Genomic DNA, 11,714 nt, shown 5'->3' on the forward strand with positions numbered 1-11,714 from the left:
CGCACTGCAAAAAAAATTTCGCGCCGCAGCGCAAATTCCGCTTGCAAATCGTCTAAGCATTGTTCAGATTGGGGCTGCCCATTCTGGGCGTTTCCTCCCTATGACTGCCGCGCCTTCGGGCGCGGCTTTTTTTTCATCTGCCCCTCGATCGGGAGGGACAGCGCGCCCCGGCGCCGGCCCCCAACGGGTCGGGCGGACGCCGACGACAGGCGGGATGACCGCGAAAGGGGAGGCTCTACCCCTCCCCGCTCACACCGCCGGCACCGCCAGCAGGGCGCGCTTGGCCTTCACCAGCACCTCCTCGGTGGTGCTGCCGCGGATGGCGTCGAGGAAGCTCTTGTGACCGGCGGTGGCCATGACGATCAGGTCGGCGCGGACCTCGTCGGCGACCTCGACGATCGTCTCGACGACGGGCCCCGAACGGACGATCTCGTTCACCTCCTTGGCCCCGTGCGGCGGCATCGCCTGGCCGACGTGCAGCAGGTGGAAGCGCGTCTCCTGCCCGAGCGTCCGGCTCAGCCCCCGCGCCACCGCGATCGCGGCCGCAGGCTCCGGGTCGTCGTCGACGGGGATCAGCACGTTCTTCAGCCGCACCGCGCCGTCCTGGCCGTTCACGAACCCCTCGGCGTCCTTCGGGACGAACAGCGCCGGCCGCTTGGCCTCGCGGGCGAGCGCTTGCGAGAACGAGCCCTTGCGCAGCCGCTCCAGTCCCTCCAGCGCCCGGGTGCCGAGCACGATCATGTCCGCGCCATGGTCATTGACCAGCTTGGCCAGGGCGGCCTCGGGATCGACGGCGCGGATCTCCCCCTTGCTGACCTGCAGGCCCAGCTTTTCGCCGACGTCGCTCTGCGGGGCGCCGGGCGGCAAGAGGCCCCAGCGGGTCAGGGTGTCGCGCACGTGGGGGAAGTCGCTGAGTTCGGGGATTTCCTCGGCGGCGTAGGTGTGGGCGTGCACCAGGGCCAGCCGGCCGCGCTCGGCCAGCGCCAGCTTCAGGGCATGATCGAACGCGCCCTCGCTGACCGCAAGGAGGTCCGTGGGATGCACGATGAGCATGCGCCCGCTCCTGACACTCGTTCAGCCCGCGCCAGGAATTGGAGCGATGCCCCACCAAAGCGCCAGGGGCGCAGCTTCGGTTCCTTCGCTCGGAGAAGCCGAAGCCGCCGCCCCCGACGGCTCTGCTATGCGCAATTCGTCACTTGTGAGACTGCTGGAAGCCGGCCACGTCGTACTGAGACACGCTTTTCGGATTGTTGGAGTTCTGCGGTTGCGTGCCCGCGTAGTGGGTTCCCGCGTTCCCGCTCGGGTTGAAGGCCGAACCCGGGGCCGTGCTGGCGTGGCCCGGCGTGACGCTGCCGGTCTGAGGGGAGCCGATCGTCTGGCTGGGCTGGCCCTTCATCCCCGTTGAAAGGTGGACGTTGCCGGCCAAGGCCAGGCCGGGCGCTGCGAGCAAGGACGCGCCGAGCATGGCCGGCGCGACGATACGCTTCATGCCGTTGAGGTTCATGGCGTTCTCCTCCTGACTCCGTCAGGTTGCGAGCCCTCCCAGCCCTGCGGGCCGACGGCCCAAGCCGTGCGCGCTAATTCCGCGTGCGGGCGGCAAGGTTCAAATGGGCATGCTCAAGGGGCGCCCCACCCCTCCCGGACCTTCCAAAGGTCGGCTTCGCCGCGGCGATCCATTACTTATGGAATCGCCGAAATATTACGCATAATAGACACCAATCGGACAATATCTCCCATATTCGGAAGCACTTATACTGTCTTTATCCGTTACCTAGCATGACTCGTGCACCTGCAAAGATGGATTCCACTCTACATTGATCGAACATATTTTGGCTATACGCCCCCTTGACGTCGGTTTTCCACCAGAGATTGCCCAAAATATTAATCACGGCCCCTGCGTATGAACTTCGCCAGGCGATGCGCCACGGAGACAACGGCATGCAGGGTTCAAGTTCGAACGCCCTTTCGACGGGCGCCTTTCTCGCCGGGATCGGCGTCGATACGCACATCGCCTTCACCGACGGCGGCTACGGCAAGATCGCCAACGTCATCGCCGACCTGCAGTATCTCGGCCTCGACCAGGTCCGCGACGGCCTCAGCAACGGCGCGAAGGGTTCGGCCCCGTTGTCGAGCTATGTGACGGCGGCGAAGGCCGGGATCCACTTCACCCTGGTGACCAAGGCCGCGACCTCGGCGGATCTGGCCGCGGCCCTGGCGCTCGACGACCGCCTGCAGACCGCCGTCCCGGGCGCGATCGTGGCGCTCGAAGGCCCCAACGAGGTCAACGCCGCTCCGGTCATCTTCAACGGCGTCGGCGGCCTGCAAGGCGCGCTCGACCTGCAGGCGGCGATCTACGCCAGCGTCCATTCCGATGCGACGCTGGCCAATGTGGCGGTCGACTATTTCACCGGCTACGGCGAGGGCGCGACCGGCCGGGGCCCCGACCCGAGCCGCACCCCGGGCCTGGCGGACTTCGACAACCAGCACCCTTACCCGCGGGGCGGCCAGCCGCCGGCGTGGTGGGTCGCCCGCGGTTCGCTGATCAACACCACGAACCCGGCCGCGCCGGCGGTCTACACCGAGACCGGCTATTCGACCGCCGAGGTCAGCCCTGGCGTGCAGGCCAAGTATACGCTCGACCTGCTCTTCGACACCGCTGCGCAGGGGATCTCGAAGACCTATCTCTACGAGCTGATGGACGCCTACGCGCCGGGGTCGGCGCAGGGCGACCATGGCTGGGGACTGTTCGACTACACCGGGGCAGCGAAGCCCGCCGCCACGGCCATCCACAACCTGACGACCATCCTGCGCGCCGCAGGCGCAGGCGCCGTCGCGACCCAGAGCACGCCGCTGACCTACGACGTCTCGGGCCTCGCCGCGAACGGCCACACGACGATGCTGCAAAACGCCGACGGGACCTACGACATAGTCGTGTGGGCCGAGCCGAAGATCTGGGATCCCGCCGCCGGCCAGGAGATCGCGGCCTCCTCGCAGACGGCGACCGTGACCCTATCCGCGCCGGTCGTGGGCTATTCGGTTTACGACCCGCTGATCGGGGCCAGCGCGATCAGCTCCGGCGAGGCGACCAGCGCCATCACGGTGACGGTCGCCGACCACCCGTTGATCATCAAGCTCGGCGCCGTCGGCGCCACCCAGGGCACGGCGAACGCGGACACCCTGATCGCTCCGGACGGCCAGTCGAACAACCTCCACGGCCTGGCCGGCGCGGACCTGATCATCGGCGGGTCGGGATACAGCAGCCTGCACGGCGACGCCGGCGACGACACCATCATCGGCCGCTCGCTGACCGGCGACCAGCTGCTGGGCGGCCAGGGGAACGACCTGATCACGGCCGTCCAGTCCAAGGTCCACAATTTCCTGTTCGGCGACCTCGGGAACGACACCCTGCTGGCGAGTGCGGGCGGCGACACCCTCCGCGGCGACGGCGGGAATGACGTGCTCATGGGAGGCGCCGGCAACGACTTCCTCTCCGGCGACATCGGCCTCGACATTCTGACCGGCGGCGCCGGCGCCGACATCTTCCGCGGCGCGGCCGGCATGGGGACCTCGATCGTCACCGACTTCCACCGCTCGGAAGGCGACCGCATCCGGATCGATCACGGCACGCAGTACTGCGTCGCCCAGGCCGGCGCGGACGTCCACATCGACATGGTCGGCGGCGGCGAGATGATCCTTCAGAACACCCAGCTGAGCTCGCTCACCAGCGGCTGGCTGTTCGTGAGCTGACCTCTCGCGACCCCGCAAACGAGACCCTCTCATTTTTCGTTGACAGGGTCTGCAGCCTGGCGCAACCCTCGGACAAAAGCGGGGAGGTGCGCGCGCGATGACGACGGTCCTGGATCCCAACAAGGCGAAAACCGCGCGTCGCGTCGTCGAGGTGCTGGAGTTCTTCGACGAGCAGAACCGCCACGCGACGGTCATGGACATCGCCCGGCGCTACAAGCGGCCGCAATCCAGCACCTCGGAGCTCCTGGCGATCCTGGTCGAGATGGGCCTGCTCTATAAGGACCCCAGCTCGCGCTCCTTCACGCCGACGCCGCGCGCGGCGATGCTGGGCTCGCAATGCCAGCCCAGCCTGGTGCGCGACGGCCGGCTGTCGATGACCATGGACAGGCTGATGGCCCAGACCGGCCAGGGCACGGCGGTGATGGGCATGGTCGGCCTGCAGGTGCAGATGTTCCGCTGGATGCCGGGGGCCCAGCCGATCACCACCTCCCTGCCCAACGGCCTCTCCGGCGGCGTGCTGGGCCCGCTGAGCGAGAGCGCCGCCGGCTGGCTGCTGCTCTCCACCCTGCCCGTCGAGCGGCGCGAGGGCGTGCTGCGCCGGCTGCGCGCCGAGGCCACCGAGGAGAACATCTTCAATACCGCCGAGCTGCGCGAGCGGATCGAGACCTCGGCCCGCCAGGGCCATGCAATCGGTCCCGCCGGCTTCGGCGCCACGGCCCAGATGTGCGCGGTGCTGCTGCCCACCGAGGCCGGCGAGCGCCCGATGGTCGTGGGCCTGGTCTACGAGCCCGGCCAGGGCGCCGAGCCGCAGACCCTGGTCGCCATGCTGCAGAAGGCCGTGCAGGAGTGCGTAGAGGCGGCCGACAAGATCCGCCTGCCGCTCTGAGGGGGCGTTTCGGCGCCGACGCCTACGCCTTATCGCCGCCCTTGCCGACACCCTGGACGTACCTGGCCATGCCTTCCAGGTAGCTGGGGTTCAGCATCAGCGCGCTGTTGGCCAGGCGCTCGACGTGCCGGCCTTGGTCGCGGCCGACCTCGCTGGCGAGCTCGATGGCCAGCTTGGCGGCGCCCATCTGCTCGGGGTTCTGCTCGGCCAGGTGACGGCAGAAGCTCATCACGTCTTCTTCGAACGTCTCGTCCGGAAAGACCTCGTGCACCAGGCCCATGTAGAGGGCCTTCTCGGCGTCGGCGCGCAGGTTAGCCATGATCAGGTAGCGCGCCCAGTGGGCGCCGCAGATCCGGGTCAGGCGGCTGACGCCGTTGGACGCCGGCAGCACGCCGAACAGCCCTTCGGGGAAGCCGTATTCGGCGCTCTTGGCCGCCAAGCGGAAGTCGGCCGACAGCGACATCTCCAGGCCGCCGCCGACGCAGGCGGCGTGGTGGGCCGCGACGATCGGCTTTTCGATATGCTCCATCTCGTCATAGATCCGCTGCATGCCGTTCAGGCCGAGGCGGTGGGTCTCGCGGATTTCCGAGGCGGTCCGCCCGACGCCCGACGAACTGCCGCTGCGCAGGTCGGCGCCGGAGCAGAAATAGCGTCCGGTGGAGCGGATCAGCATCACCTTCAGCTCCGGCGTGTCGCGGAACCGCAAGAGCGCCTGCTCGAACAGCTGCATCATCTGGGCGGTGATGGCGTTCAGCTTCTCCGGCCGGTTGAGGGTGGCGATCAGGATGCCGTCGACCTCTTCGGTCAGCAGGTGGGGCGCTTCTTCGGACATGTGGGTTCCTTACTTGGCGCGGCTGCGCCTTCTCGTCGACGGCGGAGGCTTTCGAGCCAGGGCCGGTCCGCTCATGACCTCAGTCCCGCGCCAGCAGGAGGGCGGTGGCCAGCGGGCCGCCGCCGGAGGTCGCCACGGCCACCTTGGGCTCGCCGGCGATCTGCCGCGCGCCGGCGCTGCCGCGCAGCTGGGTCACCGCCTCGTGGGCGAAGCCGAAGCCGTGCAGCCGCCCGGCGCCGATCTGGCCGCCGAAGGTGTTGAACGGCAGCTCGCCGTCTAGAGCGATGCGCTTGCCGCCCTCGATGAAACGGCCGCCCTCGCCCACCTCGCAGAAGCCCAAAGCCTCGAACCAGCTCAGCGCCAGGAAAGCGAAACCGTCGTAGAATTGGACGGTGTCGACGTCCTTGGGCCGGTAGTCGGTCTGCTTCCACAGCTCGCGGCCGGTGGCGTAGCTGGCCATCCACTCGGCCTGGTCCCAGCTGTCGCGATCCACCGCGCCGGCGGAGGCGGCGATGCGAATCGGCTTGCACTTGACCTCGTCCACCGCCTCGCCGGCGGAGACGATCACCACCGTCGAGGCGTCGGAGAAGCGGTCGCAGTCGAACAGGCACAGCGGCGAGGAGATCATCCGCGCCGCCATGTACTGGTCCATGCTCAGCGGCTCGCGCACAAGGGCCCGCGGGTTCAAAAGCGCGTTCGCCCGGTCGGTGAGCGCGATCTGCGCCAGCTGCTCGCGGGTCAGGCCGTACGTCTTGACGTGGCGCATGGCGTACTGCGCCACCCAGGTGACCGCCGAGGCGGCGTTGAACGGCGCCGTCCATTGGCTCATGCCGTCGACCCGGCCGCGCTTGGGCGTCGGGTACTCGTCCGGCCGGGCCATGGCGGCGGCCTCGTAGACGGTGCGGAAGCACATCACGTGGCGGGCGTGGCCGGCCTTGACCGCGTCGGCGGCCGCGGCGATCGCGCCCAGCTGGGCCGAGAGCTCTATCCCGCCGAGCCGCCACCTGGCCTTGATGCCGAAGGCCTCGACGACGTCGTCGGCGCCGACCGGCGAGAAGCCGAGATAGCCGCCCATGCGGCCCGGATAGGTGGCGACCCCGTCGATCTGGTCGACGGTGAGGCCCGCTTCGTCCAGCGCCTCCTTGAAGGCGTCGAGGGTGAGCAGCAGCGGGTGGCGGGTCAGCTTCTGGCCGATCTGAGACTGGCCGACGCCGGTGATGTAGGCCTCGCGGCTCGCCATCGTCTTCAAGCCGCCTTTTCGAACAGCGGGATCCAGACGTCTTCGTGCTGTTCGAAGACCACGCGCACGCGGTCGCCGAACTCCACCTCGTCCACCGCGCAGCCCACGATGTTGGTGGTCAGGATGACCCCCGGCGCGCCGTCGAGGGCGACGCGGGCGATCACGAAGGGCGCCTCCATGCCGGGGGCCCAGGCCTGGTGGTTCACCGTGAAGGTGTCGATCACGCCTGTGCCGGGGACCGCCTCCGGCGCCACGTTCTCGGAGAGACAGTGGCGGCAGAGCGGCTGCGGCGGATGGATCCAGCCGTCGCAGTCGCGGCAGTGGCAGATGCGAAGCTCGCCTTCGGCCCCGCCCGTCCAGAAGGCGCGGTTGTCGGTGTCGAGTAGAGGAAGCGCCCTAGGTGAAGCCATGCGTCAGACGTCCCACATTTGACTTGCGCGCCTCTCGCCGGGGGGAATGTCGCGGCGCGCCTTCGCCAAGACAATGTGCGTCCGACCCCGCCGCCGCGAAAACCGCCACTGCGATCTGCCCGGCGCGGGCCTCAGCCGTTGGCCTGGATGCGGGCCATGGCCCGGCCGTCGACGATGGCCAGCTGCAGCAGCCGCGCCTCGGCCTGCATCAGGCTGCGGATCCAGGGGTCGGGGTCGCCGGGGGCGAAGTTGCGGAAATTGGCGTCCGTCGCCACGGTGATCATCCGCTCGATGCCGGTCAGCAGGACCGTGGCCATGGAATGAGCCGGCGAGCGTTCCGTCAGGGAGAGGATGGGCTGAGCGTCCATCTGCTCGACCATCAGGTCGATGATCATCCGCGCGGAATCGACCCGGCTCTGGCGCATCCGCTCGTCGTTGTTGTCGGCGTAGGCGTTGCGCAGGTGCAGGATCCGCGAGTTGCGGACCCAGAAGGCGTAATAGGCCTGAACGAAGCGCAGGCACCGCTCGCCCAGCTCCTCGTCGGGCCAGCGCTCGCGCATCGAGGCGATATAGGTCTGCTGGCCGGTCTCCATGATCGGCGCCAGCACCGCGAGGAGCAGCTCCGGCAGGTCGCTGAAATAGAGGTAGAGCGTGGTCATCCCGAGCGAGGCCTCGCGGGCCACGGCGCTCAGCGAGATCGCCGTGCCGGGCGGCTCCGCCAGCAGCTTCTCGGTCGCGGCGATGATCCGGTCGCGCGTGTCGCGGCCCTTCCGCCCGAGCCTCTGGCCGAGCAGGTTGTGGCTCAGCGATTCCCGCTCGGCGGCGGAGGGCTGCGCTTTGGTCATCTCGGAATGGCTCTCCGTGAACCGGCAGGAGGCGGCGCGCCGGGGCGCCTTACGCCTGGACGCATGGTTGCGCAGGGCATGCGGAAGTTCACAAGCCCTTGCGCATCGTGTCTGCGATACTTGGCGGCGCCCCCGCTCGGCCCCCAGCCGTTGGTTTTCGGGTCTTTATTCGTCGGGTTCAGCTTTGCGGCCGCGCCGAAAGCCGGGCGTCTCGCCCTTGGCCTTGCCGGCGATCTCCTTCAGCTTGACGCGCTGGAGGGCCGAGAGCGCCTCGCCGGGGCCGCCCTTCTCCGGGTCGCCGAAGGCCCGGCCGAAGGTCTTCAGCCGGTCTTCGACGGAGCCCAGGAACTCGCCCTCCCAGTCGGAAAGCTTGACGCCGGCGCGCTCCGCCTGGCGGCGGGCGCGCTTCAGCGCACTCAGCGCAGCACGCTTGGCCTGCGCCCGTGGATCGGGAAGCTTGCGCTTCAAACCTCGCCGAGCGCCGAGAGATAGAGGTCGAGGATCGCCTCCTCCTCCATCCGCTTGGCGCGGTCCTGCTTGCGGATGCGGACGATCTTGCGCAGCACCTTGACGTCGAAGCCGTTGCCCTTGGCCTCGGCGAAGACTTCCTTGATCTGTTCGGCGACCTCGGCCTTCTCCTGCTCCAGCCGCTCGACGCGCTCGATGATGCTCTTCAGCTGGGTCTGGGCCGTGCCGTTCAGCACGTCGGCATGGGGGGCGGCGTCGTCGGCCATGGGTCGAAGCCTCTAAGCTAAGGTCTAGGTGTCGGAAAGCGCGGGAACCTAGCGGCGCCTTTCCCGCCTGTCATCCGCACCTTGAACCTTGACTTCGGCTGGAACGTTGAGGCGGATCGCCGCGGGAGAATTTCGATGTCCGACGACATGATCCAGCGCCCGACGCAGGAGGAAGCCGAGGCGGCGGTTCGGACCCTGATCAAATGGGCCGGCGACGACCCAGCGCGCGAGGGCCTGCTGGAGACGCCGGCGCGGGTGGTCAAGGCCTATCGCGAGCTGTTCGCCGGCTATGAGGCCGATCCGCGCGAATACCTGGAGCGCACCTTCGAGGAGGTGGGCGGCTACGACGAACTGGTCGTGCTGCGCGACATCCGGGTGGTCAGCTTCTGCGAACACCACATGCTGCCGTTCCTCGGCAAGGCCCACGTCGGCTATCTGCCGGCCGACCGGGTGGTGGGCATCTCCAAGCTGGCGCGGGTGGTGAACGGCTTCGCCCGCCGGCTGCAGATCCAGGAGAAGCTGACGGCCGAGATCGCCGACGCCATTCAGGACATCCTGAAACCCAAGGGAGTCGGCGTCGTGATCGTCTCCGAGCACAGCTGCATGACCATGCGCGGGGTCAACACCCCGGGCTCGCGCCTGACCACCTCGAGCCTGCTGGGCGTGGTGCGCGACGACCCGCGGACGCGCCAGGAATTCCTTGAGCTGGTGCGCAACGGCGAGCGCTAACAGCAGATTCCGGTGAAGCTTCGTTGGGCCGAGTGAAGAGCCAACATCCGCCAGGATGTCTACGGTCAAGCTGTGAACTTTCCTGAGAATAGAGAGTCGCGCCTCCGCGGATTTTCGCATACAGGACTGCCGCGTTAATCGTCTTCGCCCTGGCGCGCGGCTCGGCTTGGCTTTGCGTCACCACGGCGATCCACTTCAAGCGTACCGCAGTACTGGGAGGCGCCCGCGTGACGGATATCCCCCCAACCGACGCCGCTGTGGCTGACGGTCATTCCGCCGCCGATCGAAGAGCCCGCACGGAGCGTGCGCGCCGCGGGCTGATCGACGCGCTTTTCGGCGGCGGGGCGGCGCTCTGCCTGATCACCGCCGCCCACGCCGCCCTGCCGCGGTTCGAGGGCAGCCCGCTGTTTTCGCGGCAGAGGCCGGTCCAGGTGGTCCGGGGCGCACTCGCGCCGCCGGCCGCGCCGGCCGCCTTCCTCGCCTTCCAGGACCCCGAGCCCGGCTATGCTGTGGTCTCGCCCTTCGGCCTCAGGCAGCTGCCGTGGGAGGCTTCGGGCCGGCTGCACGCGGGAATCGACATCGCCGCCCCGGCCGGCCTGCCGGTGCTGGCCGCCGCGGACGGCGTGGTGACGCGGATGGAGGCCGACGCCGGCTACGGCCGCTTCGTCGAGCTCAAGCACGCCGGCGGCCTGACGACGCTCTACGCCCATCTCGGCCGCTTCCAGCCGCAGGTCGCCGTCGGCATGGCGGTGAAGGCCGGCACGCCGCTGGGCGAGCTCGGCTCCACCGGCAGCTCGACCGGCGCCCACCTGCATTTCGAGGTCCGCGACGACCAGGGCCGGCCGCTCAATCCCGCCCTGTTCATCGGCCGCAGCTTCGCCGCCGCCGAGGACTTGCCGCTGCGGGCGGCGGCCAGGATCCCGCGCGGGGTGCGGGTCGCCTATGTGTCGAACATCCCCAAGGCCAAGCGCGAGGAGATGCAGGCCAAGCTCGACGAGGCGGCCGCCTCGAACGCCGCCGCCGACGCCGCCTCGGCGACGCTCGCCGACCTTTCCCCGAACGCCGCCGACTCCGCCGTCGACGCCAACGCCGTGGTCGCGCGGGGCCGCGTCGCGCACGGCCGGCCGCACGCTCGCCTGCGGCTGCGCGAATAGGGGCTCGACGGCCGCGCCCGCGGCGCCTATCTGGACTGAAGGTTGGTTCCTCAGGCTGAGGCGTTCTTCCGTCCGATGTCCCCGTCTCAGCGTCCGCCCTATCGAGGCGAGAAAATCGACCTCGGCGGTCGCGCGCTGCGCGTGGTCCGCGCCGGCCCGCGCAGCGATCGTCCGACCGTCGTGCTCGAGCACGGAGCCTTCGGCTGCGCCACGGACTGGACGGTGGTGCAGGAGCGGCTGAGCGCCAAGGGCCTGCGCAGCCTGGCCTACGACCGGGCCGGCCTGGGCCATTCCGATCCCGGCCCCAGGCCGCGCGACGGCCGGGCGATCATCGCCGACCTGGCGGCGCTGCTGCGCGAGTTGGACGAGCCGGGCCCCTATGTCCTGGTCGGCCATTCGATGGGCGGGCTGATGGTGCGGCTGTTCGCGCTCACCCATCCCGACCAGTCGGCGGGCGTGGTGCTGGTGGACGCGGTCACCCCCGACATCATGAAGACCCGCGCCGGTCCCGGCGCCGTGCGGGCCTATGGCCGGGCGCTGCGCTGGGTGGCGCACGGCGCGCGATACGGCATGATGCGGCCGGTGTCGTTCATCACCGGCAACCTGATCGGCCTGAGCGGCGCGGCGGCGGCCGAAAAGCGGTGGATCCACGGCTGGGGTCCGCACGCCCACGGCGCGGCCGAGGAGGTCGCCTGGTGGCCGGCCACCTCGGACCAGGCGGCCGAGGCCGAGTTTCCGCCGCAGATGCCGGTGGCCGTGCTCACCGCCGGCGCCGAGCGAAGCGCGCCGCATCTGAAGGCGCTGCAGGCGATCCCGGCGCTGACCTCCGACCAGGGCTACGTCGAGCACGTCGCCCGCGCCACCCACTCCAGCATCCTCGGCGGCAAGTTCGCCGACCCGGTGGTGCGTGGGGTGGAGCACGTGCTGCATGCGCGGGGGTTCGCGGCGGTCACGGCGTAGGCCTTCAGTCCTCCCGCACGACGAGCCCCGCCGCCGCAAGCAGCCGCGCTTCGACCAGGGGGTGGGCCCCCGCCGGCGAGGCGCCCAGCAGCGGACAGCTGACCCCGCCCTCGGAATCGACGATCGCCGGCAGGACGCCGCGCGCCGCCGCCGGCCAGGTCGCCAAGACGCGCTGCT

13 protein-coding genes are annotated in these 11,714 nt (G+C 69.5%); 5 read left to right on the forward strand and 8 right to left on the reverse strand.

The window, feature by feature from the left end; translation table 11 throughout:
• Positions 1-249 precede the first annotated feature (249 nt).
• Together VJS38_RS16865 and VJS38_RS16870 are read right to left on the reverse strand one after the other, a co-directional pair.
• Positions 250-1,053, reverse strand: coding sequence for a universal stress protein (locus VJS38_RS16865; RefSeq protein WP_324089310.1), 804 nt, complete (start codon positions 1,051-1,053; stop codon positions 250-252).
• Between the two features lie 139 nt (positions 1,054-1,192).
• On the reverse strand, positions 1,193-1,504 hold the full coding sequence (locus VJS38_RS16870) for a hypothetical protein (RefSeq protein ID WP_324089311.1): 312 nt from the start codon (positions 1,502-1,504) through the stop codon (positions 1,193-1,195).
• Positions 1,505-1,938: 434 nt separating this feature from the next.
• Between VJS38_RS16870 and VJS38_RS16875 the strand changes: the two genes are divergently transcribed.
• On the forward strand, positions 1,939-3,747 hold the full coding sequence (locus tag VJS38_RS16875) for a calcium-binding protein (protein WP_324089312.1): 1,809 nt from the start codon (positions 1,939-1,941) through the stop codon (positions 3,745-3,747).
• 97 nt (positions 3,748-3,844) lie between these two features.
• Positions 3,845-4,633 (forward strand): IclR family transcriptional regulator, encoded by a 789-nt coding sequence (locus VJS38_RS16880; RefSeq protein ID WP_324089313.1) that lies wholly within the window; start codon positions 3,845-3,847, stop codon positions 4,631-4,633.
• A 22-nt stretch (positions 4,634-4,655) separates the two neighbouring features.
• Here the strand turns inward: VJS38_RS16880 and VJS38_RS16885 are convergent, their stop codons facing one another.
• From VJS38_RS16885 to VJS38_RS16910, 6 genes are all read right to left on the reverse strand, one after another.
• On the reverse strand, positions 4,656-5,465 hold the full coding sequence (locus VJS38_RS16885; protein ID WP_324089314.1) for an enoyl-CoA hydratase/isomerase family protein: 810 nt from the start codon (positions 5,463-5,465) through the stop codon (positions 4,656-4,658).
• Positions 5,466-5,544: 79 nt separating this feature from the next.
• Complete coding sequence (locus VJS38_RS16890) at positions 5,545-6,705, reverse strand: thiolase family protein (RefSeq protein WP_324089315.1); 1,161 nt, start codon at positions 6,703-6,705, stop codon at positions 5,545-5,547.
• A gap of 5 nt (positions 6,706-6,710) precedes the next feature.
• The gene (locus tag VJS38_RS16895) at positions 6,711-7,115 is read right to left on the reverse strand and encodes a Zn-ribbon domain-containing OB-fold protein (RefSeq protein ID WP_324089316.1); all 405 of its coding nucleotides are present in this window, start codon (positions 7,113-7,115) and stop codon (positions 6,711-6,713) included.
• A gap of 131 nt (positions 7,116-7,246) precedes the next feature.
• Positions 7,247-7,960, reverse strand: coding sequence for a TetR/AcrR family transcriptional regulator (locus tag VJS38_RS16900; RefSeq protein ID WP_324089317.1), 714 nt, complete (start codon positions 7,958-7,960; stop codon positions 7,247-7,249).
• A 165-nt stretch (positions 7,961-8,125) separates the two neighbouring features.
• A complete protein-coding gene (locus tag VJS38_RS16905; protein ID WP_324089318.1) occupies positions 8,126-8,428 on the reverse strand; it encodes a hypothetical protein in 303 nt (100 codons plus the stop codon).
• Positions 8,425-8,694, reverse strand: coding sequence for a DUF2312 domain-containing protein (locus tag VJS38_RS16910; protein ID WP_324089319.1), 270 nt, complete (start codon positions 8,692-8,694; stop codon positions 8,425-8,427). The genes VJS38_RS16905 and VJS38_RS16910 overlap by 4 nt, the downstream gene beginning before the upstream one ends.
• Before the next feature lie 135 nt (positions 8,695-8,829).
• Here VJS38_RS16910 and folE point away from each other — a divergent pair, with 135 nt between their 5' ends.
• The 3 genes from folE to VJS38_RS16925 all read left to right on the forward strand — a co-directional run bounded on the left by folE (position 8,830) and on the right by VJS38_RS16925 (position 11,537).
• Positions 8,830-9,423 (forward strand): GTP cyclohydrolase I FolE, encoded by a 594-nt coding sequence (folE, locus tag VJS38_RS16915; RefSeq protein ID WP_324089320.1) that lies wholly within the window; start codon positions 8,830-8,832, stop codon positions 9,421-9,423.
• Positions 9,424-9,680: 257 nt separating this feature from the next.
• A complete protein-coding gene (locus tag VJS38_RS16920) occupies positions 9,681-10,577 on the forward strand; it encodes a M23 family metallopeptidase (protein ID WP_324089321.1) in 897 nt (298 codons plus the stop codon).
• Between the two features lie 75 nt (positions 10,578-10,652).
• Positions 10,653-11,537, forward strand: a complete 885-nt coding sequence (locus VJS38_RS16925; RefSeq protein WP_324089322.1) for an alpha/beta hydrolase — start codon at positions 10,653-10,655, stop codon at positions 11,535-11,537.
• The last annotated feature ends 177 nt before the right edge of the window (positions 11,538-11,714 follow it).

Source organism: Phenylobacterium sp. (genome assembly GCF_035276905.1).
In the GTDB taxonomy this organism is placed as follows: domain Bacteria; phylum Pseudomonadota; class Alphaproteobacteria; order Caulobacterales; family Caulobacteraceae; genus Phenylobacterium.

Coding starts and splice junctions, on each gene's coding strand:
- VJS38_RS16875 (WP_324089312.1), top strand. CDS start 1,939: ATGCAGGGTTCAAGTTCGAACGCCCTTTCGACGGGCGCCTTTCTCGCC.
- VJS38_RS16910 (WP_324089319.1), bottom strand. CDS start 8,694: ATGGCCGACGACGCCGCCCCCCATGCCGACGTGCTGAACGGCACGGCC.
- VJS38_RS16890 (WP_324089315.1), bottom strand. CDS start 6,705: ATGGCGAGCCGCGAGGCCTACATCACCGGCGTCGGCCAGTCTCAGATC.
- VJS38_RS16900 (WP_324089317.1), bottom strand. CDS start 7,960: ATGACCAAAGCGCAGCCCTCCGCCGCCGAGCGGGAATCGCTGAGCCAC.
- VJS38_RS16925 (WP_324089322.1), top strand. CDS start 10,653: ATGTCCCCGTCTCAGCGTCCGCCCTATCGAGGCGAGAAAATCGACCTC.
- VJS38_RS16895 (WP_324089316.1), bottom strand. CDS start 7,115: ATGGCTTCACCTAGGGCGCTTCCTCTACTCGACACCGACAACCGCGCC.
- VJS38_RS16880 (WP_324089313.1), top strand. CDS start 3,845: ATGACGACGGTCCTGGATCCCAACAAGGCGAAAACCGCGCGTCGCGTC.
- VJS38_RS16885 (WP_324089314.1), bottom strand. CDS start 5,465: ATGTCCGAAGAAGCGCCCCACCTGCTGACCGAAGAGGTCGACGGCATC.
- folE (WP_324089320.1), top strand. CDS start 8,830: ATGTCCGACGACATGATCCAGCGCCCGACGCAGGAGGAAGCCGAGGCG.
- VJS38_RS16865 (WP_324089310.1), bottom strand. CDS start 1,053: ATGCTCATCGTGCATCCCACGGACCTCCTTGCGGTCAGCGAGGGCGCG.
- VJS38_RS16870 (WP_324089311.1), bottom strand. CDS start 1,504: ATGAACCTCAACGGCATGAAGCGTATCGTCGCGCCGGCCATGCTCGGC.